This window comes from Bradyrhizobium sp., assembly GCF_019244115.1.
GTDB lineage: Bacteria > Pseudomonadota > Alphaproteobacteria > Rhizobiales > Xanthobacteraceae > Bradyrhizobium.
Genome location: NZ_JAFATE010000506.1, coordinates 34,528 through 55,656, shown reverse-complemented (window position 1 = coordinate 55,656; position 21,129 = coordinate 34,528). Strand labels below are relative to the sequence as shown.

The window sequence follows — 21,129 nt, the reverse complement described above, 5'->3', positions numbered from 1 at the left end:
ATCAGATGTCGTGCTTGCGGATGTTGCGCAGGATCTTGTGCAGCGTGCCGAGAAAATTCCGGTACTCGTCCTCCTCGACGCCGTCGAACATCTGCAATAGCCCGCGATAAAGCACCGGCCAGACCTTGTCGAATGCCGTGCGGCCCTTCGCCGTGATCGAGACCTCGCGCACCCGCATGTCGTCGAGGCGCGGCTGGCGGCGGACAAAGCCCAGCTCTTCGAGCGAATCGAGCGTCCGGCTCATGGTGGACTGCTCGGTGACCGCAAACACGCTGAGCTCGTTGATCGTGACCTGTGAGGAGACGCTGAGCACGGCGAGCGCCCGCATCTGGGCTGTAGTGATGTCGAGCGCCCTCAGCTCCTCGGCAATGTTGGTGTTCCACCGCGCCATGATGCGGTTCATCAGATAGGGGGCGAAATTGTTGAGCCCGATCTCGCCGAGGCTCGGAAGCAGCTGGTCGTCGCCCGCATCGCTGCGTAACACGCTTCCGGAAAACCGCTCCGCCATTGCCTCTCCTGCGATCCGCTCTCGAGCTTCAGCTTGACTCAAACAGATATTTGGCGTCGCTTGCAACCATCTTGTGCCGTGCCCCGGCGCGCCGGCGACCGTTTGGCGGGCCTCGAAAATTTCGGCGATGGTAATTTGGGGAGATGTCTTGCCGACGACGGAGCCGGACCCCTATATGCTGGCGATCATCGCTCCCGATCGCGACGACGTCCGTCAACTGATCGCGGCGAGCGACTGCTATCTCGCATCATTATATCCCGCCGAGAACAATCATCTCACGGACATCGCGACGCTCGCCTCGCCCGACGTCACCTTTCTCGGCGCTCTCTGCGCGGGCGAAGCCGTCGGCTGTGGCGCGCTGGTCCGCAGCCGGCCGGGCGAATGTGAGCTGAAGCGGATGTTCGTCGCGGCGGCGCATCGGGGCAGGGGGCTGGGCCGCCGCATCCTGCGCGCGCTCGAAGCGATCGCAGGCGAGGAGAAACGCGTGGTCCGGCTCGAAACCGGCGTCAAGCAGAAGGAAGCCATCGCGCTGTACCGGAGCGCCGGCTTCGTGGCGATCGCGCCGTTCGGAAACTACGCACCGGACCCGCTCAGCGTCTTCATGGAAAAGCGCTCTTGGGTCTGACTTTCGTATCGCGACGATCGCATCATGGCCGGGCCCGTGGCCCGGCCATGGCTTTGCTTGGAACGTCGGCGTCCGACGGCGGCGGCGGTCTACATGCCTGGACTCGGCTCGCAGGGAATGTTGTCGCCGGTCCACGGCGCCGTGGCGAACGCGCCGATCCGCGGCGCCGGATAGCACAGGCGGCCGCCCCCCAGATCGATGGGCGCCGCGGACCCGGACGCGCTGACATGCAGGCGGGGCTGGTTCGCGTGATGGTGGATTCGCGCCATAGCCGGCGTCGCGAGCATCGCCACCGCCATCAATCCAGTCGACATGAGTCTGAGGCTGGTCATCGGGTTTCTCCATTTTGCAATACGAGCCAAAGCGGTCTGGCCGTGTGAGCCAGATATTCATTGAGCCAGATATTCATATTGACTGGCCGAACGAACGCACTATTCGCTCACACGCGTTCAACCGCGCGTGAATCAATCATCGCGATCGATCGGCTCGCGCGGGGCGCACGGAATCGTGTCGTGTGAGCGTGAAATATTTTGGCGTGCGGAGCCGTCCTTGATGTGCAACCGCCGAGCCGTCGACGCTCCTGCCGCGGCATCGACGTTGCGATCGAGGAGAATGCAGTGACCAACATCATATCAAGACGCGCGATACTCATGGCCGTGCTGGCCGCGTGCACGGTTTCATTCGCAGCCAGCCCTGCGTATCTTTCCAAGACGCGGCAGTTCGGCCAGCCTGGCGGCCGGACCGATCGCGCCGATAGCGTCCCCAGGCGAACGACGGCTGCACCGCAAAGGCCGCTCCATCAGGATCCGTTCGCGGACCTGCTTCTGGGCTGACCGGTCGGTGAGGCAGGTTGCGATCTCGGACCGGGCCCGCGGCTGCATCGGCGCCGCTCGACGGACATCGGATATCGCATATTGCATGCTGAATATCATGAGCTTGGCGCTTCGGCCGAAGACGACAGTGGCGGTCCGATGCGCTGCGCCATCACGCGGGTACTTGCAAAGCGGCCATCGGTTATGGGAGCATGGGGCCGGCCGGAGCGAGGCCCATTTCGGAATTCCGGGACACCTCGCAACGGCCGATGATATGTGGTGCCGCTTTTTTTGAGTCGAAGTCCGTTGCCTGGACGCTACCGGTGTGGCGTGCCCGACATTCGCTTCAGCAAATGAACCTTAGGTCCGGTCGGCGAATGTCGGACAGAGATCACACCGGAACTTGAATTTGGGCGTGCCCCCGGGGGAGCGCTCCGACGTTCGTGAACGAGTTCGCCGCAAGGTGATACGAACGCCAGAGCCGGGACGCGGGCAGCTCGCACGGACGTCGACAATCAGCGGTGCCAGCAGCGACAACTGCCTTGAGGACCGCCGTGATGTTTCGGTGGCTTGCGGGAAAGAGCAGGGAGCCGACCCGAGGCGAGCGCTTCGCGCGGGCGTTCGATATGTCGTTGCCGGAGCTCGCAGAGATGCTGCTCGCCAGGCTGAAGAACGAGGCATCCGTCGAGCGCGCCATGCTTCTGGTCGCCTTCGCCAACATACGCGCGGAGCTCAAGATCAATCGGTCGGTCGAGAAGTCCTATGCAAGCGGCCTGCCCAAGACCTATGCCGCGCAGGGGCGCATGCTGGCGTTGCAGTTCGACGACTTTCCGGCGAGCAGGCCAGAAGCGCAAAGCCCCCATGACATCCATTTCAGGCGGCTGCATCACTTTTTCAGGGCCTGCGTGCTCGGTGCGATTTCCGAGCGGGCGCACCAGGAAGGAGCGGCGCTCGGGCTCGTTGCGCATGTCTGGGGCGAGTATGTTGCAAGCGCCGGCTGGATCGCCTCGGTTGCGCAGCACTCGCGGATCTGGTCGGAAGACGAGATGGACTGGTTCGCAGGCGATTCGGATGAAGAGCAGATCAGGACCACGCTCTGTGCGATCGTTCCCGGTTTTCTGTGGCGGCACGATGCGATGCTGCAGATGGCGAGGTCCAGATTCGGCGTGCTAGCGAGCTCGCTGAGGCCGCATGCTCACGAGAGCGTCTAGCAACTTGCCCGCGCAACGCACGCGGTGCGTGGACCTGGTTCACGGCCCGGACGCGGTGCCTCAGTCCCGACGCAGACTTTGGTTTCTCAGCGCCCGGTTCTCCGTTCTCTCAATCTCCGCGACTTGGCATGCTCTCGTTGTCGAGGAGACAGCGGCCAGGATCGCAACAAGCGGGGGTATGAGGGCGGTAAACAGCGATGCTGGCGCAGTCAGGAAGGCAGCCGGTGACCCAGCGGCGTCATGTCGTCGGCGCGAAAGGATCGCCCACGATGGGCAAAGGCAGCCATCAATTCTCGCGGTGGACATATCGCACGCTTCCTCGCTCCATCAGATTCAGATGGAGCCACTCAGCCCGGCCGTGAGGTATGCCTCGATGTCGGGTCCTGCCGGATTGGCCAAAACGTGGGTAAGCCAAGCCTGTCGCTCGTACGCCTGGACCGCCAGCTCCCAGACGCAGGGGCCATAGTGGTCGGAGCTGACATCGGCGAAGTGGATCGGATCATCCAACGCAGCACGAAAGTGATGATGGCGCAGCATGTCGCCGTCTTCCCATCGGTCAATCAGAAGCCATACCCCCGCCGTACCTACATGCAGGGTGAGGAAAGCGACATTCGTATCGATGTCCGTTTCGGGTACTCCGCGAAGAATAGAAACAACTGTCTCCCACGCGGCTTCGACAATATCGGTGAATTGCGATGCCGTGTCCCGCACCGTTATGACATTGATCTTCACACGCCACCTGCCGCTCGTCCGAGCGCCCTGAAATGAAAAGGTGCGCGGGCGATACTGATAAGAGCTCAGGCTTTGAGGAAGAACCATGCTCGCCGTCCGTGCGTGTCCTGAGACTGTCATTGCAGAGCGCGATGCGGACCGGCAAGCGGCCTGTGCCAGAACGACTTGACGTCGGAATCGGCCCGCCGCGTTATTTCGTCCTCCGCCGGAATCGACTAAGGGTCGATCCACTGAGGCACCGTCGAGAGCGCGCCTCAGCGCGCGATCTTCTCCCAGCCGCCGCTTGCGGCCGAGCGAAACAGCGCGTCGATGACGCGCATGTTGGCGGCCGCGACCTCCGGTCCGTTTTCGACATCCGAGCCGGTTCGGACAGCTCTCGAAAACGCCTCGCTCTGCAGGTTGTACTGATCGACGATCGGGAACGTTGTCAGCTCAGCCGAGCCGCCGCCCAGCACCGAGCCGTCGTCGAGAAAGACGCGGCATGGCCGGTCGGCGGGCGCGTTGAACGGGATTTCGATCTCGATGCGTCCCTTGGTGCCGAGCGCGTTGACGCGCTGATAGGGCACGAGCTGGGTCGAACAGGTGAAGGTCAAATGCGCGCCGCCGAAATCGAGCAGGCCCGAGGTCAGGCGATCGGTGCCGAAATCGGGATCGCGCTCGATCAGCGCGACCGCGCGAAGCGGCTCGCGGCCGAACAGAAAGCGCGAGGTGTTCACGGCATAGCAGCCGATGTCATAGAGCGCGCCGCCGCCGACCTCCTTGCGGTTGCGGATGTTGGTGGCATCGCGGTTGAAATAGGAAAACGCCGTCTGCACGCTCAATAGTTCGCCGATGCGCCCGCTCTGCACCCATTCCCTCGCCTGGCGCCATTGCGGGTGATAGCGGATCATGAAGGCTTCGCAGATCAGCTTGCCGGTCTCGCGCTGCACCGCGATCAACGTTTCGGCATCGGCGGCATCGAGCGCGATCGGTTTTTCGCACAGCACATGCTTGCCGGCCCGCGCGGCGCGCGTGCTCCAGTCCACATGCATGTGGTTGGGCAGAGGGTTGTAGATCACCTCGATCTCGGGATCGGCCAGCAGTTCCTCATAGCTGCCATAGGCCCGGGGAATCCCGAGCGCTTGCGCCGCGGCCTGCGCTTTGGCTGTCTCGCGCGAGGCGAGCGCAACGATCTCCGTCAGCGGGCCGCGCTTCATGCCGGGCAGGCTGACTTTCAAGGGAAAGTTGCCAGCCCCGAGAACACCCCAGCGCACGGGTTTGAGCGTTTGGCTTGGCGTGTCCATCGACATTGTGTTCGACCCGGAATTCAGCGGCTGAGCGCGTAGGATATCCTTAGCATTCATCACCGTAGTGACGTGCGGCCTCTCTGTAAACCTCACCGAAAGTCCGCCTGCAAGATCGTGCCCAGGGCCGATCGATCGGGTGGCATCGGCAACCAAACAGACCGCGGCACGTTAATGACCGGTCCTCCGAGGATCTGGTGTGAGAGGAGCGTTCATGGCTGCCGAAATCATCAGGACAGGTGGGTGCCTATGCGGCAGCATCCGTTACACCTTGAGAGGCGATCCGTACAAGAGCGGCCTATGCCACTGCACCGATTGCCGCCAGGTGACCGGTTCGGCCTTTCTGGCCTACGCGGATTGGCGACCGGAGCAATTTGAATACACCGGCGCAGTAACGACTTATCGGGGACGAAGCTTCTGCCCGATCTGTGGATCCCGCCTCTTCAGTCTTAGCGAGCGTCAAATCGAGATATACATCGGTACGCTTGACCGCGTGCCGAGTGGCATCACTCCGATCGACGAAGGCTGGATCATCCGACGCGAACCGTGGCAGCATCCGATCGAGGCCGCCGGACAGCATGAGAAGGATGTCGCTCCCGCACGCTGAATTTTCCCTCTGGAATCGGTATCAAGCCTGCCGTCGATCCGCCCCAGTCGGAGCTTCTCCGCGATGGCAGACCTTTTGGGTCGCCCCAGCGTCCAAGCGCTGCCAATCCGAAAGAGCGGAGACGGCCGGAATGTCGGCCTCAAGTCAAATTCGGTCCCGCGGCGCTGCGCTTCATGTCGGCCGGGCCGTGATGAAGTCGACACGCCGCGTCCATGATGCCAGCGATGTGACTAATCGTGAAGCCGCTATTTGTTGGGACGGCGCGGCTGAGCCTTACCTAAGCAGGAGCGGGGGCTTTGGGAGAAAAAGCGATGCGTTCTATCTTGGCCTTGAGCCTTTTAGTCACCCTGTTTGGCTCTGCGAACGCGGCGACGGTGCATCACGCACACCGGCACGCGGTTCGTCCCTATCACGGCATGATCGCCTCGGATCCCGCTTCGGGTTTTGCCTACGCGCCACGTCGGTCGCCGATGTACTACCGGTCTGCACCGTACAATGGTTACAATGAACCGTATTTTGGCGCTTCCCAGGGTTACGCGCCTGGCGAAAAGGAGCGATTTCTCGACAGCGTGTTTAGTCCCTAATGCTCGCGACCGACAAATCACGTCGGCGATACCTTCGGAAGAGGAGGTCAGTGCGGTCTGCCAATATTGAAACGATGGGCCAAGCCCGACGGCGCGAGAGAGCACAGCCGGCGTCGCTCGCCCAAAGTCTCTTTTGGGTCATGAGCGACCAAGCTCGAAGTGGCATCATGTTTTCGGGTCGATGGCGATCTCTGATCGGCATGCGAGCCCGTCATTTTACGAGCCGATCGAACGGCGCAGGCGCGACATGATACCAGTATTCGTCTCCCACTCTGCTTCTGATGGTCGTGAGCCTCCCAAGTCGATCGGGGCTCGAACCCAAGTAATCGCGCAGCTTTTGCGCCTCGAAAGCGAGGCCGGCGGCCTTCGGTACGATGGCGTTAACCAAATTCATCTAGCCTCGAATTGGATGGGCCCGCGTGGGGGTTGGGCAGTGGATATTCTTTTGATGTTGGGCGGCCTCATCGTCGCCCTGATGGTGGCTGCGTGGTCGAGCGCGCGATCCTATTTCGAGTCCGGGCGTCGCCAGGGCATTGAAGAGGCCATGCGCGAGATGGCGCGGGGGGTGAGCTCCCATTGCCAGCTCGAGGGTGGCGCGCTGCCGCCCGATGTGGAGAAGGCGATGGCGGCCGTAGGGGCGACGCCGGCGCGGCGCCGCACCACCGGCAAGGCGAAGGCGACCGATCCGGTGCATGCGCAACTCTGGATTCTCGGCAACGCGATCGGCGAAGCCTGCTGGCTCAGGGGCCATGGCGCGGGCGTGCGGCGCAAGGCGCCGGCGGCGGGCCGCATCCGCCTCGACCTTTCAGTGACCGAGCTGTTGCAGCTCGGCTGGCTGGCGCATCTCGGCTTTCAGCACATGATGCCGAATTACCGCGGCTTTGAGAGCTATCGCTTCAGCGGCCAGGACGACGCCCAGGACGCCGCGCGGGCGATTAGCCGGATCGAGGCGGCCATTCCGGCGAAGGACAGGCCGGTGGCCGATTCCTCCGCGAATTACAAGCGGCGCCTCGCCTTGATCAGCGACTGGTGGCAGGTCACGTCCGACCGGCTGAGCGCATGACCAACGCTTCGCTCACTTGTCCTTGCGCAGCAGGCAGACCACGCGTCCCAGCGTCTGGGCGCGGAGCTGGCCGGCAATCGGCGCATTGATCTCGGTCCTGATAGCCTCGGCCGCCTTGTTGCAAAGCTCCTCGGACGGAAACGACGTGATCTGCACGGTCGTCGGCGGCGTCGGGCTGCCATAGACGATCCATTGCAGCGAAACCAACAGAACCCATTCCATGTGTCATCTCCCCGGCAAGGGCGTCCGACCGCGGTGATGTGCCGGCGCCACCGCTTGACGGAGGCTCGCAATGCCCAGGTTGCGGTTCTGATGGCTTACCACCAGATCATCGGGCGCTGAACGACGTCGCAGACCAGCACGGGCCGGTGGCGCAGGCCATGCCGCGTCTCGACGGACGCGACGCGGACGCAGCCGGGATAGACCGCCACGTGGTAGTGGAAGGGGGCGCCGTCGAAAGAGCCGTGGATCGGGCAGAGCGATTCGAGATCGGGGCCGCAGCGGGTCAGGGGGTAGTGGCGTCCGCGCGCCTCGGCCGGGTTCGACAGGCCGGCCAGCAGGGCGAGGAGGGCGGCGAGGGCGATTTTGGAGGCGTGCGGCATGTGCTGATCCCGAAATGCGTCCCTGGTGGACGGTGGAGCTTGGTCGGAGGCACAATAGACTGTAACCTCCGCCATCGCCAAGGGCATGCGGTGGGCTTTCCTTTCGAGGCTGTGGCCGAATCGAAAAGGAGAGTGAGAGCGCGCAGGGTAAGAATGCCGCTTTGGTTGTTTTCGGAACGCTGCCTGCAAAGCCAATCGGCTGGAACGAAGCTTGATGAAAAACTGCGTTAGGTCAAATGGTTGACATGTCGTCGGCAGATCATGTGACAAGCCGGTTGTGGCCGTGAATTCGAATATTGCCAGCATCACCCCGGACGAGCCGGTCTCGCCGCATGGGCAGGAGATCGAATATGCGCTCATTCTCTCGCGCCTGATCGATGGCGTGAAAGACGACCCCGCGCGGATGCGCGCCACCGTCTATGAATATGCCCGCGCCAGGCTGAAGATCGATTCGTCGATCGCCGACGAGGGCGAACGCAAGCGCCTCCTCGGCGCGCTGGAGACGGCGATCAAGGGCGTGGAGGCCTTTTCGGTGCGGCACGGGGATAACGAGCGGCCAGCGCTGGCGCCGCCGCCGGCGCCGAGCCTGCAGATTGCGCTCGCAGGCCCCACCGCTGACGGACCGTCCGGAACGTCGATGCGGGCGAGCGTCTATCCGGTGAGCCCGGCCGACGGGGACATTCTGCCGCCGGAGCGTTCGCACCAGGAGCTGCGGATCGTGCTGGAGCAGCGGCCGGCGGCCCTGGCATCCATGCTGCTCCGCTTCTCGGTCGGCATGCTGCTGTTCGGCCTGGTGGTGACGCTCGCCTACAACAAGCAAAGCCTGCCCGAATGGTTTGATCGCGCGAGCGCGGCCCTGACCGGGGCCGACGTCAAACCGCCGGCGGCCGATCCCGGCGCTGCGGGGGTGGCGGCCGCTGATGCGAAGCCGGCCCCGCCGCCGAGCAAGCCGCCGTTTCCGCTGCCGAGCGACTACGGCGTCTACGTCCTCAGCAATGGCGCGCTCAGCGAACTCACCGCTCTCTCCACACAGGTGCCGGACAAGCGGATCGCGGTGTCGACGCCGGTGAATCAGCCGAGCCTGACGACGCTGCCTGACGGCAAAGCCAAGTTCATCCTGTTTCGCCGCGACCTCGTCGGCAATGCGCCCGACCGCATCGAGGTCCGCGTGGTTGCTCGCGTGGTTCGGGCCCTGAGCTTCGACGCCAAAGGCAAGCCGCAGCTTCTGCCCGTCAGCGACACCTGGAGCATCCGCAACGTGTCCTACGAATTCAGGGTGCGGCCGGTGGCCGGCAATCCCGAGATGCTGCTGGTGCAGCCGGAAAAAGCGGATTTCACCCTTGCCCCTGGCCGCTACGTCCTGGCGTTGAGAGGGCAGGGGTATGACTTTACTGTCGGGGGTAACGTCACCGAGCTCGCGCAATGCCTGGAGCGGACGGAGGCCGCCAATGGTGCGTTCTACTCGGAATGCCAGAAGCTCTGAGCTGCCTGGCGCAATGTCCGCAGGTCAGAGAATCTGCCGCATGCGGTCGGTTGCCGAGAACACCGCACGCGCCACCAGCCCGAGAAAATAGCTGGACTGGATGATGGTCTGGGCAACGAAGACGGTGAGCACCGAATCGCCAAAGCCAAAGCCGCGGCCAACCGAAACGATGATCGAGACGAGAAGCAGTAGCAGGAGGATCGGCAACAGCACCTTGAATCGGAACACAACGCCGACCACGAATCCCACCAATGCGAGCGCAATGGCCGCGAATAGCATTCCAGTGTCCCCGTCGTTTCGTTCTTTAACGAAATTTAGCCACAATCCACGCGGCGGCGCAAGCTCACGCGCATCCCCGCGCGAGTACCGCCTAAAATTGTACGGCTCTACACCCTGTCGATATCATCCATTGATATCACCTCAAGCGGACCATTGCAGTCTTGGTTCCGCACCATCGCGACAGGCTCACGAAATTCACATGGCGTTGTAGCGAACGATCCCGGCAGTTCAAGCGGCATGTTCATGACAAAATCGCGACAGCCAAACTCCAGCTTCTCAGCGATGCCGGCGATAGTGAGGCGGTTGGCGTAGATCTCCTCTATGTGAAGTAATTTCCTGTCCACAGCCCCCAGCGACGATAATACCGGAACTTCTCTGATTCGCCACTAAGCGCTTGTGCGCCAAACGTTTTATTTTGAATGGGAGATGACGGCGGTGTGGCCTGATTGCAACTTGTTCCGCAAATCAGGGGCGGCGAGGAACTCCGCGCTTTGATGCGGGAGAATCGCCCTGTAGGGTCCCGATGACACGGATTTTAGCGGGCTGTTTTTCGGCTAATTAACATCAAGTTAGCGGTGCGGCTCGATACTGATATGGCACTTGAGGGGCGCGATTTGCGGTTTTTGGGGACGATCACGTGGCGCTGCTTGTCTGGCCGCGCGATTTCGACAACCGCAATCGACGAAAAGCGAGACAATTGGGCATGCTGAAACGGCTTGGAAATCCACTCCTGGCACTCGTCGCGGTTGCGCTGCTGCCCGCGTGCTCGCTTCTGCCCGGAACGGGACCAAAGAGCGATGCCGTCGAGACCCAGGCCACCTCCGGCATTCGGTCCAACGCCGCGCTGCCTTACGCGCTCGTTGACATCTCGGCAGACACGATCGGTTTCCTGTCGCAGCCGAACTTGGTGACCTTCAAGGGAGCGTTCTCCGACAAGCGCCCCAAGCCGGTCCAGGTCGTCGGCGTTGGCGACGTGCTCAACGTCTCGATCTTCGAGGCCGCGCCGGGAGGCTTGTTCACCCCGGCACAGGCGGCAGGCGCCCGCCCGGGCAACTTCGTCGACCTGCCGGCGCAGGCGGTCGACCAGAAGGGCAACATCGCCGTTCCCTATGCCGGCGAGATCCCGGCCGCGGCGCGCACAATTCCGGAAATTCAGGACGCGATCGTGGCCCGTCTCCGCAATCGCGCGATCGAGCCGCAGGTGGTCGTCAGGCTGGCCGAGCAGCATTCCAGCATCGTCAGCGTGCTCGGGGATGTGAACACCCCCGGCGTGCTGTCGCTCAACAGCGTCGGCGAGCGCATACTGAACCTGATCGCCCGAGCCGGTGGACCGAAATTCGAGGCGATCGAGAGCTACGTGACGCTGCAGCGTGACGGCAGGCGGGTCAAGGTTCTGCTCAGCCGCATCGTGCACGACCCGAGCGAAAACATCTTCATTCGCCCGAACGACGTAATCTTCATCACGCGCGAGTCGCCGACCTTCACCGCGCTTGGTGCGCTCAACCAGAACGTCTTCGGCTTCAACTCGGAGATTGCGTTCGATACGGAGACGCTGACATTGGCCCAGGCCATGGGCAAGGCGGGCGGGCTCAACGATCAGCAGTCCGATCCGAGTGAGGTCTACGTCTATCGGCATGAGGATCGCCCCTTCCTGCAGCGGCTCGGCATCGACACGTCGCGGTTCATCACCGACAGTGTTCCGACGATTTACCACATAAACTTGCGTGATCCCTCGGGATTGCTGCTTGCGTCGACCTTCCAGATGCGGACCAAGGACGTGATGTACGTCGCCAACGCCAAGGTCGTGGACTACTACAAGTTCCTGACGCTCGTTAACAACACCGCAAATTCGGTCTCCAACACCGCGAACTCGGTGACGAACGTGAACACGGCCGTAAAGACCAGGTGGTGAACTGAAACCAAACGCTTCAATCGCGTCACGATGACTGGTCTGTCGAAGTCAGCAATCGAGGCGCTCAAGTGGGTCCAGCTCTGCGGTACCATTGCGGCGCTTGTGCTTGCGCCACTGTTCTTCGGGTCGGTCGACCGGGTGTGGATCGCGATCTGGGCGATGTTGCTCTCGATCAGCACCTTCTGCGGCGTCGCAGAGCAGCCCGGAACCGCGCAGCGCGGCGTGCTTGCAGGCTTTCTTGCCGTCTGCGCCGCCTATGCCGTTGTCGCGATCGTGCAGGTCGCGCCGCATCTGATCGAGGCGCTCGACGATCCGATCTGGCAGCGCGTCAACAGCCTGCTGGGACTGGGCGCCTTGCCGCGGATTTCGACCCGCGCCGAGATCCCGCCGGAGGCGCTGGGACGTTTTCTGCTCCTCGTCACCTCCCTTGCCAGCGGTTTCTTCGCCGCCACGTCGCGGCGCAACAGCGATCTTCTCGTCAGCTTCGCGCAATCGGCGATCCTGCTTTATGCGATCTACGGGATCCTCGCACTCGCCCTTACGCCGAGCCTGCTCTTGTGGTCACCCAAGGTCGCCTACCGCGGATTTCTGACCGCGACCTTTGTCAACCACAACACCGCCGCGACCCTGGTGGGCGCCGGGGCGATCCTCTGGTTCTGTTCGGCCGGCCTTTCGCTGCAATCGCTTCGAATCTCGTCGATCCGGCTGTTGCTGCTGCTGCCCTCGAGCGAGCGTGTGGCGTTCGAACTCATTCTCCGCTCGGGCGCGGGCCTCGTGTGCTTCTTCGCCTTGCTGTTCACCGGCTCGCGCGGCGGACTGATCTGCGCATCGTTGGGCCTGCTCACGGCGATCGGCCTGATGATCGCCAACAGGCTGAAGACGCGGCTGTGGTACATTCTCGGTTCGGGCGTCGTGGCGCTGGTGCTGGTTGTCATCTGGCTCGGCCAGACCAGTAGCATCGGCACCCGCGGACTGTTCGACGACGGCCGCTGGTCGGTGTACGGATTGTGTATCGATGCGATCCGGCAGCGGCCGCTGCTCGGGTCGGGTATCGGCACCTTCGCCGACATCTTCCCTTCACTGCGCAGCACCGATCTCAGTTCCTGGGGTGTTTGGGAGTATGCGCATTCGACGATTGTCGAAATAGCCGTCGAAATGGGACTGCCGATTGCTGCGATCGTCATTCTAGCCGCAGTCGTCTCGTTTCTGATTCTCGCCCGGGCGGCGCTTCGTTCGCAAGGCCGCAGTCGGAGCGCGCTATCGGCCATCGCGGGAATAGCCGTCCTTAGCTACCTGCACTCGCTGATCGATTTTTCGCTGCAGATTCCCGGCTATCTCATTGTATTCGGCATTCTGCTTGGCTGCGGTCTCGCGCGCGCGTCGGCGGAGTCGGCACCGGACAAGGAGCGCTCGCCACTGTCGGCGAACGCTGCGTGACGGCCGCGACGCGCGGCGGAGCTCGGCTAGCGATCGGCGAACCGCAGCTTGCGTTGGTCCTGCGACACGGCCGGAGCAGCGCGCGACGCCTTGAGGCCGGACCAGAACTTTGCGTCTCGGCTCGATTGGATCTTGAGCCATTCATAGCCCGTTCTCTGCCACGGACGAATTGCATCCGTCAGATTGTCGAGCACCAGGTCGCCGTTTGTGGTCGCGGCAACAAGGACGAGGTGTCCTGCTCCCGACGCTGTCTTCACTACGGATAGCCGTAGTGCGCGTCCCGGCAGGCCGCTCGCGACGAGCTCGTGCCGCTTTGTCACGGCATAGTCGTTGCAGTCTCCGCTCGTAGGTGCGATCGTCCAGCGATCCGCGAGATTCGAGCCGTAGCTCTTGAGGGCCGGGGCAATGGCAGCGTTGACGCGGCCGTTGATTCGCTTCAGGAGCGCTGAGGTCTCATCATTGAGCTCGAGACGATCAGCTTCGTTCGGGTTCGATTTGCAATCGCCAGGATAGCGAATGCAGAAACGAACGTGCTGGAATGGAGCCAGAACGGGGAATGCTTCGACGATTCCCGAAGAAGTATCCGATTCCGGCGCAATGCGGTTGCGAGCCTCGGCGTTCCCTGAAAAGAGACAGCCCGCAAGCGCCGCTAACAGCGATATCGTTGCTCGGGGTCGCGCCATAATATGTCACCTGGTCAAGAGGATGCGATCGCCAAGCGGCGTGCCGAATGATCAGCTGATTATCCCGTGGCGGCATTAAGGCGACGCTAACGAGCGCGCGAGCATTTGAAGCGGTTTGCGGTATTATGAGGAAGGTACGGTATCATAGGAACGAGATCGTTTCAATGTGGAAGGTGGTTCGCGTGCCACTTCCACGCTGTTTCGATGATCGATCGCAGATCGTGCCTAGGAGACCAGCCGAGCGTGCAACCGGCGAGCCTGTTGTCGGCGACCAGTTCAGGTGAGTCGCCGGGCCGACGCGGGCTGTACTTAATCGGAAAATCGCGGCCGACGACGCGCCGAATGGCGGCTAGCAGCTCGTTCACCGTCGTCCCCTGGCCGGTCCCGAGATTGACGGCGTGGCTTGGGCCGCCATTCAGCAGATGGGCGATTGCGCGCGTATGGGCGTCGGCAAGGTCGAGGACGTGAACGAAATCGCGGACGCAGGAGCCGTCGCGCGTGTCGTAGTCGGTGCCGAGGACCTCGAAGTGCGGCCGCCGGCCGAGTGCCGCATCCATTGCAATCGGAATCGCATGCGTCTCTGGCAGATGCCATTCGCCAATTCGACCGTCCGGGTCTGCCCCGGCCGCATTGAAGTAGCGCAGGACAAAGGACCGAAAGCCCTGGTAGCGATCGAGGTCCTGCAACATCTGCTCGACGATGAGCTTGCTGCGACCGTAGGGATTGATCGGCGATTGCGGGTGGGCCTCGCTCATCGGGATCGCTGAAGGCACCCCGTATGTCGCGCAGGTCGAGGAAAACACGATTTTGTCGATGCCGGCCGACTGCGCTGCCCGCAGCAAGGTGAGCGTTCCGCCGACATTGTTGTCGAAATAGGCGGCGGGGTCGCGGACCGATTCACCGACCTCGATTGCCGCGGCGAAATGGATGATGGCCGCAGGCCGGTATTTCGCAAAGACTTCGTCAAGCCTGCGCCGGTCGCGGATGTCACCAATCTCCAGCGGTCCCCATTTGACGAATTCGGCGTGACCGTTCGAAAGATTGTCGTAGACGATGGGCCGGAAGCCCTTGTTGAACAGGTCAACACAGGTGTGCGCGCCGATGTAGCCGGCTCCGCCTGCCACCAGAATGTTTGTCATTGGCCGGAAGCTCCGGGTCGGCTGTGATGATGATGCTGTTCTCGTGATCGATGATGGCGAAAGTTCACGCCCGACCCCCCACGAGCCGGCGGGCCTGGACGTCAGAAGAACGTCGGCCAGAGCCAGTAGAGCGCGGTCCCACCCAGGCGCAAGATTTCGACAACTCCCCAGCCGAGAAGGTAGCACCATGCGATCGTCGCGGACACGATCACGATCGCCAGCGATACGATCACAATCTTTCTCCCCACCGACGCGGATGAGGGTCGAACCTTGCCCCGCGGATCCTGCAGGTTGATCGGTTTCAGGTGGCTCATTTGGGGGGTGCCGCTGTCTGACCTCGCATGAGTACCTGCAAACGAGCGCTGCCAGCAATCTCAAGGAGGAATTAACGTAAAAGAAGTGCCCATTGGCATGCTTATACCACTGCGTGCAGCGACTTTTCAGCCACTATTGTCGGTCACGACGGGATTTTTCGGGTCAGGCGACCGTGGTCGCCGTAGTAACGCCGCTCATGGTCTGCGCCTTGCGACGAGGCCGGAGGGGCGAGCACCGCTTGGGGGCGTGATCGAGCATCATGCTGGCCGAGACCGCTGCCGGGTCAGCGAAAGCCCGCTAGCGGCGCACCTGGCCTCGCGCCGCGGAGGTTAGAACGCGCTGTCGGAAGCCAGGAGGGATGGGATCGTGACAATCATGATCTTGATGTCGAGAGCCATCGACCAGTTGCGAGCGTAGAACGTGTCGCAAGCCACGCGCTTGCCGTATGTCACCGAGCTTCGGCCGCTGACCTGCCACAGCCCGGTTATGCCTGGCCGGCATGCCAGATACGCGCCGACGCAGCTTTCGTACCTCTCGAGTTCCTCGTCCGTAATCGGCCGAGGTCCAACGATGCTCATGTCGCCCTTGAGAACGTTGAACAGCTGGGGGAGTTCGTCCAGGCTCGACTTGCGCAGGAGGGAGCCGATCGCCGTGATCCGGGGGTCGTAGCGCAACTTGCGGCTCGCCGCCCATTCGGCGGCTGCCACCGGGTCCGTGTCCAGCAGCCGATGCAGACGCTCAGGAGCGTCTGTTACCATGGTGCGGAATTTGAGGCAGTCGAAGTGCTTGCCGTTGTAGCCGACGCGCTTGTGGCGGAACAGCGCAGGACCTGGTGATGAGAGGACGGTGACAACGAAACAGATGATCAATAAGGGAGCGAGAAGCACAATCCCGGAGAGCGCCAGCAGGATGTCGATCATCCTCTTCGGGGTCAGTCCAATCGGGCCCCGTGATGTCACGGGAGCAAATTGCAGAGCGATACGGGTATTGGCCAAGACACTTACCTCGGTACTCGAAACAAAATCTAAAATCCCCGGGCTGTCCTTCAGACTTTCTTCATCTCTCTCCCCGTGTACGAAGCAGACATGCATCGTACAACCCTATTCTGGGTAATGTTCCGTTAGGATAAACGGTCAACTACGCGACCGTTTAACCGTCCGTTAGTGGGCGGCGCGGTAGCCAGATTGCTACCGGCCCGCTTCGCTGAAACGTCGTTATGCAGCTTGTCGTGCGCTCAATGACTTCCAGATTGTTTTGCTTTTTATGTGATTTTTTTGCGGCGGCGCGCGGACATAATCTGCAAAGACGGTAGCCTGGGTTAATGACAGCTCGATGTGTTTGTGGTGATCGTCCGCGCTGCGTGCTCACGGTATCGAAATCCTCGGCGCGGAAGAGACCTCCCGTCCTCTTCACTCCACGTTCGGTTAGGTAGTCAGCTACGGCGGATGGTTCGGCGGCGCCCTCAATCATCACGACGTTCTTCAGGCTGATTCTCTTCGTGGCGGTTCACAAGAACGACGGAGCCGTTGCGGTTGCCCCGTGTCGCCTTGACGGAGGCTCGGATCGGCCCCGCCGGCGCCGGACCAGGCGGAGGTCGGGGCCACGCCGTGGGGGTGACCCTCTTTGAGCGCGGGTCCGCATGAACTCCTCAGGCTTGGAGCCTCAGCAGCAAGGGCATACAGCAGACTGGCATTGCGGACCCACGTCTGTTGTGAGGTATTTCTGACGACGGCGATAGCTGCCGCGGCATTCAGGTCCGACGCTGCTTTATTGCCTCGGTGAAGGCCTTTTGCGTGCGCTCGTCGAGTGCTTCGATCCGCGCTCGCAGCGATGCGCGAACAGGTTCAGATGCGCCGAGATAGGCGAGTGCGGGAATGTCGACAAAGCCGCGCCGGACTAGTTCTTGAAATTCGCCGAGTATACGTTCCTGTATCGGCTCGGGCGCGGAACGCAGGACCGGAATTGCGAGCATGATGCGACGGTTCGCGACCCAAGCTTCGTTTGGCGACGTCTCGTAGGACATCGCAAGCAGGTCGAACGCGCTCTGGTCCAAATTGCCGTGCCCGGTCGCGATCCCGAACAACACGAGCCAGACGAATGAATCCCGCGGGGTGCAGGCGAGGAGCTCTCTGGCCCGGATCTCCATTGCCTGGGTTCGTCGACTGTATTCGTTGAGGGCGCCAGACCGCAGCGCCGCATCCGCGAGGGGAATCTCCATCAGCAGCAGTGCACGCTGTGTGTGACTGTCGCAGGGGCTCGCTTCGCGCGCGGCCGCGCTCGACAACACTTCCGCTGTTGTCGCCTGATTGAAGGCTTCAAACCGCAGCAGGCGCGACTCGATATCGCGAAAATCGTCGGTCACCTCACCTCCCCACACGGTGGAAAGGCCCCAGGCAAAGCCGAAGCAAGCGACGGCAGCGGTGAGGGCTCGCAGAAAAAGCAAGCGAACGGAGAGCGCTGGTTTGGATGCAGGGGGCAAGACTGGCGCAACCGCTCCGATCCGCAAGCCCAAAGCGCCCAAGGACGCTAGGCAACTTCGGCGGGGAGTCTTTCGTTGGTGTAGTAGTGGTAGTTTCGGTCCGAATAGCCCTCGAAGCGACGCATCACTGCTTCGTCGGCCTTGTTGAGAACCGCGCCCAAGAGCCGTTCAGAGAGAACCGGGGAGGCGGCAACAGCCTTGAGGATCTCTTCGGTCGATGTGCTCCCCCACTCGACGACGAGGATGAAGGCATCGAACAGATGGGCAGCCGCCTTGACGTCGACCACCGGCAGAACCGGAGGCAAGTCGACCAGTACGTAATCGTACTTGCTCGCCGCCGCCTTCAGCGTCTGCTTCATCGTCGGCGAGTTCAGAATGTCCGAACTGTTGGGAGGTTTGATTCGCGTCGCCGATGGCAGGAAATCCAGCTTGTATTTCGAGTCGGTGATGACCAGGTCCTCAAAGGACGACTTCTCCGCCACCAGTTCGACCAGCCCCGGAGTGTTCGTATAGCCGAATGTGCTGCTCAGAGATGGATTGCGCAAATCTCCGTCAATCAGCAGGGTTCGTGCGCCGCCTCGCGCGACGAACGCAGCGAACCCCGCGGCGACGGTGGTTTTTCCCTCGCCTGGAAGTGCAGAGACGATACCGACCACCTTGCCGCCGGACGGGTGCAGGTCGATCGCAACCTTGATGTAGCGCAGCGCCTCGGCGGTCGCGGAAAAAGGTGCAACTTCGCTGATCTGCCGGAATGCGCCCGATTCACGCAATGCCCGGTTCTTTCGCAGCGCGGCCTTTTCTCGGGCGAACGCCGGAATGACGGCAAGGCAATTGGCGCCCAAGAGGCTTTCCAGCTGCGCGCGGGTGTGAATCTGCCGGTTCATCTGTTCACGCGCGAAGGCCGACAACACTCCGAAGCCAATCCCGCAGAGCAAGGCCAAAGCCATCGTCAAGCTCGTCTTGGGTGAGCTTGGCCTGCCCGGAGGCGTAGCCAGAGTGACGACGCGCGCCTCGGTCGAGGGAAACGATTGCTGCTGGACCGACTGGGTGAAACGAGAGAGGAAAGTCTCGTAAATGCTTCGATAGGTGTTGGCGGCCGTCTCCAGCTCGCGCAACTGCACCTGCGATTGCCGTGTAGCCCCCGATTGCTGGAAGACTTCAACCATCCGCTTGTCGATCGAATCTTCCTGACTCTTTGCGATCTGCAGCTCGCTCTTGTAGCTTTCCGCGATGCGCGAGATTTCGTCCCAGATCGCGCGTTGCAAGGCCGCCATTTCAGCGCGCAGGTTTCTCGCCGCCTGATGGTCCGCGCCGTAGCGCGCGCTCCACTCGGATTCGCGGCTTTGATCGTCGAGGAACTGCTGCCGCAATTTGGTGATGACCGGGTTGTTGAGTGCGTCGGTCACGACTGGATCTGGAATGTTGAAGCTTTCCTTGCTCGACTCGGGCCGCTGTTCGAGGACACGCGATATGCGCTCGAGCTTTGCCCTCGCCTGGCTGGTGTCGGCGCGAGCTTTCGCCAGTGCAATCCCAAGCTGGTCGAGCTCGATCTCGCTGGCAAGCTTGCCGTCGGCACCGATGATGATGCTGTTCTTAGATTTGAAGTCCTGCACTTCCCTGTAGGCGTCGCTGGCCTGCTGGCGCAACTCGCCGATGCGCTGCTCGAGCCAAACGCTGGCGCGGCGCGTCGCCTCGAATTTGGCCTGCAACTGATCCTCGATATACGCGTCGGCGAAGGCGTTTGCGATCCTCGCGGCCTTCTCGGGATCGAGCGAGGTGAATTCAATCTGCTCAAGATAACTGCGCCCCAAGCGGGTCACGCGCAGGTTGCCTTCCACGACGGCGAGCGCGGTGCGCAGCGGGTCCGATTTTGCCGATTCGACCTGGACCGCCGGAGCAAGGTGCAACAAAGAGAGGACGTGCCGCTTGAGGCCCTGGCCGGCGCCGGCGAATTCGGGATCGTCGTCCAGATGCAGATGATTGATCACGGAGAGGGCCACCCGCTCGGACTTGGTGGTCTCGATTTCGCTCTCGACACCGGCATCTTCGATGCTGCGGTTTTCGGTCGCGAGCTCCGATTGGGTCCAGGTCACTCTCTTCGTGTCGATGATCATGTCCGCTTGCGCGGTATAGCGTGCCGGCGTGACAGCCAGGTAGGCGACGCCGACGATGAGCGACAGGCCGGTCACCAGGGCAATCAGCCGCCACTGCCGGCGCAGAAAGCTTTTAACCTGGAGCAGCGGCAGAGACTCCGCCCGTGGATCGTTGTAGACGGGCGAATAGGGTGAAAACTGTCCGGTTACGTTCATCCACAATCTCTCGAACCACCCGTTGCGTCAGCCGTGAGTCGCCGTTCCCGCCAAGGAAGTTCAATGGGTTGCGCTGACTGGACTTGCCGCAGTCGTCGACGGGGAGGGCGTGGTGGTCGCAGCGGTCACAGTAATGGAGGTGATCGCACTGAGCGGAGTTCCGCCGCCGCCCCCGCCACGATTGATGGCCAGTTTCTCGGACGTATTGGGGTTCACGACGACCACGCTCCCAACGGAGCTCGAGGCCGAGGCTGCCGCAGCCTCCGTGGCGGCGGTAGAGAGGTCGCCCGCGACCGCGGCGAAGGAGGCCTGAAAGTCGCCATCGTCGAAGCCCGCCACCGCCTGCTGGATGATGAGCGCGGCATGCTGATCGAGGTTTGCGCAGGCAACCGCTGCTTGCGCAAGGCCCGCAGCAATGGCCGTCCGGAAGCGCTGCGACGCGCTTTCGGCCAAGCGCACGATATCGGCTGCGAGATTGGCGTCGGTGCCTGCGAGATCCCTGACTGTTGCCTCAAGTGTTCGGGCATCCGACTCCGGCGCAACGAGGGCTTGCGGACTCGCCTTGAATTGAACGATCGCCTGGCTAGATGCGGGCGGTAGGACGCAAGGTGCAGCGGAAGCCGATCCGAAACAAAATGCACTGAGGCAAGAGACCAGGAACAACTGAGCAGATGAGATTTTCGCGATCAGGCCCTTACTCATGGAACCACTCCAAACAACTGTTTCTGATTGCGAATTGCTTTCAGAACACAACAACTATCGAATGCTGCTCAACCGATCAACCAGAGTTCAGCGGTATGGTTGACTGCGCGAGCTTTCGCGCCAATATCGGCATTTTCTGGCTTAGATAACGGCTTTTTGACGGCGAACGATCATGGGGCTTGATTTTTATACCGCTCGACGTGGCATAAAGCTGGAGCGAAGGCGCGGATTGCAACGCAAAAATGGGATATATTACCAGCGAACGGATCACGAAGCCTCTGTCTGGAGCAGCGAGCATCCCCGGATGCGATGAGGCGATGGTGGATTGACGGGTGCCGATTTCGTTCGCGGATATGCAGCAGCT

21 protein-coding genes are annotated in these 21,129 nt (G+C 62.0%); 7 read left to right on the top strand and 14 right to left on the bottom strand.

All coding sequences use genetic code 11. The features are described 5' to 3' along the window. Position 1: 1 nt before the first annotated feature. Positions 2-508 (bottom strand): MarR family winged helix-turn-helix transcriptional regulator, encoded by a 507-nt coding sequence (locus tag JOZ76_RS22520; RefSeq protein WP_291702009.1) that lies wholly within the window; start codon positions 506-508, stop codon positions 2-4. 175 nt (positions 509-683) lie between these two features. Between JOZ76_RS22520 and JOZ76_RS22515 the strand changes: the two genes are divergently transcribed. Next, a complete protein-coding gene (locus JOZ76_RS22515) occupies positions 684-1,133 on the top strand; it encodes a GNAT family N-acetyltransferase (protein WP_291702030.1) in 450 nt (149 codons plus the stop codon). 89 nt (positions 1,134-1,222) lie between these two features. Here JOZ76_RS22515 and JOZ76_RS22510 read toward each other — a convergent pair whose 3' ends face one another. Then, positions 1,223-1,465, bottom strand: coding sequence for a hypothetical protein (locus JOZ76_RS22510; RefSeq protein ID WP_291702007.1), 243 nt, complete (start codon positions 1,463-1,465; stop codon positions 1,223-1,225). A gap of 1,037 nt (positions 1,466-2,502) precedes the next feature. On the opposite strand from JOZ76_RS22510, the gene JOZ76_RS22505 reads away from it, so the two are divergent. Beyond that, the gene (locus JOZ76_RS22505; RefSeq protein ID WP_291702005.1) at positions 2,503-3,156 is read left to right on the top strand and encodes a hypothetical protein; all 654 of its coding nucleotides are present in this window, start codon (positions 2,503-2,505) and stop codon (positions 3,154-3,156) included. A 333-nt stretch (positions 3,157-3,489) separates the two neighbouring features. Here JOZ76_RS22505 and JOZ76_RS22500 read toward each other — a convergent pair whose 3' ends face one another. Beyond that, positions 3,490-3,888, bottom strand: coding sequence for a hypothetical protein (locus JOZ76_RS22500; RefSeq protein WP_291702003.1), 399 nt, complete (start codon positions 3,886-3,888; stop codon positions 3,490-3,492). 254 nt (positions 3,889-4,142) lie between these two features. Further along, positions 4,143-5,171, bottom strand: a complete 1,029-nt coding sequence (locus tag JOZ76_RS22495) for a Gfo/Idh/MocA family protein (protein WP_291702001.1) — start codon at positions 5,169-5,171, stop codon at positions 4,143-4,145. A gap of 214 nt (positions 5,172-5,385) precedes the next feature. Here JOZ76_RS22495 and JOZ76_RS22490 point away from each other — a divergent pair, with 214 nt between their 5' ends. Both JOZ76_RS22490 and JOZ76_RS22485 read left to right on the top strand, forming a co-directional pair. Further along, complete coding sequence (locus tag JOZ76_RS22490) at positions 5,386-5,778, top strand: GFA family protein (protein WP_291701998.1); 393 nt, start codon at positions 5,386-5,388, stop codon at positions 5,776-5,778. A 1,032-nt stretch (positions 5,779-6,810) separates the two neighbouring features. Further along, a complete protein-coding gene (locus JOZ76_RS22485; protein ID WP_291701996.1) occupies positions 6,811-7,425 on the top strand; it encodes a hypothetical protein in 615 nt (204 codons plus the stop codon). Positions 7,426-7,437: 12 nt separating this feature from the next. Here JOZ76_RS22485 and JOZ76_RS22480 read toward each other — a convergent pair whose 3' ends face one another. Together JOZ76_RS22480 and JOZ76_RS22475 are read right to left on the bottom strand one after the other, a co-directional pair. Then, the gene (locus JOZ76_RS22480; protein ID WP_291701994.1) at positions 7,438-7,647 is read right to left on the bottom strand and encodes a hypothetical protein; all 210 of its coding nucleotides are present in this window, start codon (positions 7,645-7,647) and stop codon (positions 7,438-7,440) included. A 95-nt stretch (positions 7,648-7,742) separates the two neighbouring features. Further along, entirely contained in the window at positions 7,743-8,027 is a 285-nt protein-coding gene (locus JOZ76_RS22475; protein WP_291701992.1) for a hypothetical protein, read from the bottom strand. A 403-nt stretch (positions 8,028-8,430) separates the two neighbouring features. Between JOZ76_RS22475 and JOZ76_RS22470 the strand changes: the two genes are divergently transcribed. Further along, a complete protein-coding gene (locus JOZ76_RS22470; RefSeq protein ID WP_291701990.1) occupies positions 8,431-9,510 on the top strand; it encodes a hypothetical protein in 1,080 nt (359 codons plus the stop codon). Between the two features lie 24 nt (positions 9,511-9,534). Here JOZ76_RS22470 and JOZ76_RS22465 read toward each other — a convergent pair whose 3' ends face one another. Then, a complete protein-coding gene (locus JOZ76_RS22465) occupies positions 9,535-9,789 on the bottom strand; it encodes a hypothetical protein (protein WP_291701988.1) in 255 nt (84 codons plus the stop codon). Between the two features lie 703 nt (positions 9,790-10,492). On the opposite strand from JOZ76_RS22465, the gene JOZ76_RS22460 reads away from it, so the two are divergent. Next, positions 10,493-11,701 carry a polysaccharide biosynthesis/export family protein gene (locus JOZ76_RS22460; RefSeq protein ID WP_291701986.1) on the top strand — a complete coding sequence of 403 codons (1,209 nt, stop codon included), beginning with the start codon at positions 10,493-10,495 and terminating at the stop codon, positions 11,699-11,701. 30 nt (positions 11,702-11,731) lie between these two features. Then, the gene (locus tag JOZ76_RS22455; RefSeq protein ID WP_291701984.1) at positions 11,732-13,138 is read left to right on the top strand and encodes an O-antigen ligase family protein; all 1,407 of its coding nucleotides are present in this window, start codon (positions 11,732-11,734) and stop codon (positions 13,136-13,138) included. Between the two features lie 26 nt (positions 13,139-13,164). Here the strand turns inward: JOZ76_RS22455 and JOZ76_RS22450 are convergent, their stop codons facing one another. The 7 genes from JOZ76_RS22450 to JOZ76_RS22420 all read right to left on the bottom strand — a co-directional run bounded on the left by JOZ76_RS22450 (position 13,165) and on the right by JOZ76_RS22420 (position 20,816). Then, entirely contained in the window at positions 13,165-13,821 is a 657-nt protein-coding gene (locus JOZ76_RS22450; RefSeq protein WP_291701982.1) for a transglutaminase-like cysteine peptidase, read from the bottom strand. Between the two features lie 161 nt (positions 13,822-13,982). Beyond that, entirely contained in the window at positions 13,983-14,960 is a 978-nt protein-coding gene (galE, locus tag JOZ76_RS22445; RefSeq protein ID WP_291701981.1) for a UDP-glucose 4-epimerase GalE, read from the bottom strand. 101 nt (positions 14,961-15,061) lie between these two features. Continuing rightward, positions 15,062-15,193, bottom strand: coding sequence for a hypothetical protein (locus tag JOZ76_RS22440; protein ID WP_291701980.1), 132 nt, complete (start codon positions 15,191-15,193; stop codon positions 15,062-15,064). Between the two features lie 411 nt (positions 15,194-15,604). After that, positions 15,605-16,195 (bottom strand): sugar transferase, encoded by a 591-nt coding sequence (locus tag JOZ76_RS22435; RefSeq protein WP_291701979.1) that lies wholly within the window; start codon positions 16,193-16,195, stop codon positions 15,605-15,607. A gap of 830 nt (positions 16,196-17,025) precedes the next feature. Continuing rightward, entirely contained in the window at positions 17,026-17,781 is a 756-nt protein-coding gene (locus JOZ76_RS22430) for a hypothetical protein (RefSeq protein ID WP_291701977.1), read from the bottom strand. 20 nt (positions 17,782-17,801) lie between these two features. Then, positions 17,802-20,063 carry a polysaccharide biosynthesis tyrosine autokinase gene (locus tag JOZ76_RS22425; RefSeq protein WP_291701974.1) on the bottom strand — a complete coding sequence of 754 codons (2,262 nt, stop codon included), beginning with the start codon at positions 20,061-20,063 and terminating at the stop codon, positions 17,802-17,804. 60 nt (positions 20,064-20,123) lie between these two features. Further along, complete coding sequence (locus tag JOZ76_RS22420; protein WP_291701972.1) at positions 20,124-20,816, bottom strand: hypothetical protein; 693 nt, start codon at positions 20,814-20,816, stop codon at positions 20,124-20,126. Positions 20,817-21,129: the final 313 nt, after the last annotated feature.

Coding starts and splice junctions, on each gene's coding strand:
- JOZ76_RS22520 (WP_291702009.1), bottom strand. CDS start 508: ATGGCGGAGCGGTTTTCCGGAAGCGTGTTACGCAGCGATGCGGGCGAC.
- JOZ76_RS22515 (WP_291702030.1), top strand. CDS start 684: ATGCTGGCGATCATCGCTCCCGATCGCGACGACGTCCGTCAACTGATC.
- JOZ76_RS22510 (WP_291702007.1), bottom strand. CDS start 1,465: ATGACCAGCCTCAGACTCATGTCGACTGGATTGATGGCGGTGGCGATG.
- JOZ76_RS22505 (WP_291702005.1), top strand. CDS start 2,503: ATGTTTCGGTGGCTTGCGGGAAAGAGCAGGGAGCCGACCCGAGGCGAG.
- JOZ76_RS22495 (WP_291702001.1), bottom strand. CDS start 5,171: ATGGACACGCCAAGCCAAACGCTCAAACCCGTGCGCTGGGGTGTTCTC.
- JOZ76_RS22490 (WP_291701998.1), top strand. CDS start 5,386: ATGGCTGCCGAAATCATCAGGACAGGTGGGTGCCTATGCGGCAGCATC.
- JOZ76_RS22485 (WP_291701996.1), top strand. CDS start 6,811: ATGTTGGGCGGCCTCATCGTCGCCCTGATGGTGGCTGCGTGGTCGAGC.
- JOZ76_RS22480 (WP_291701994.1), bottom strand. CDS start 7,647: ATGGAATGGGTTCTGTTGGTTTCGCTGCAATGGATCGTCTATGGCAGC.
- JOZ76_RS22475 (WP_291701992.1), bottom strand. CDS start 8,027: ATGCCGCACGCCTCCAAAATCGCCCTCGCCGCCCTCCTCGCCCTGCTG.
- JOZ76_RS22470 (WP_291701990.1), top strand. CDS start 8,431: ATGCGCGCCACCGTCTATGAATATGCCCGCGCCAGGCTGAAGATCGAT.
- JOZ76_RS22465 (WP_291701988.1), bottom strand. CDS start 9,789: ATGCTATTCGCGGCCATTGCGCTCGCATTGGTGGGATTCGTGGTCGGC.
- JOZ76_RS22460 (WP_291701986.1), top strand. CDS start 10,493: ATGCTGAAACGGCTTGGAAATCCACTCCTGGCACTCGTCGCGGTTGCG.
- JOZ76_RS22455 (WP_291701984.1), top strand. CDS start 11,732: ATGACTGGTCTGTCGAAGTCAGCAATCGAGGCGCTCAAGTGGGTCCAG.
- JOZ76_RS22450 (WP_291701982.1), bottom strand. CDS start 13,821: ATGGCGCGACCCCGAGCAACGATATCGCTGTTAGCGGCGCTTGCGGGC.
- galE (WP_291701981.1), bottom strand. CDS start 14,960: ATGACAAACATTCTGGTGGCAGGCGGAGCCGGCTACATCGGCGCGCAC.
- JOZ76_RS22435 (WP_291701979.1), bottom strand. CDS start 16,195: ATGATCGACATCCTGCTGGCGCTCTCCGGGATTGTGCTTCTCGCTCCC.
- JOZ76_RS22425 (WP_291701974.1), bottom strand. CDS start 20,063: ATGAACGTAACCGGACAGTTTTCACCCTATTCGCCCGTCTACAACGAT.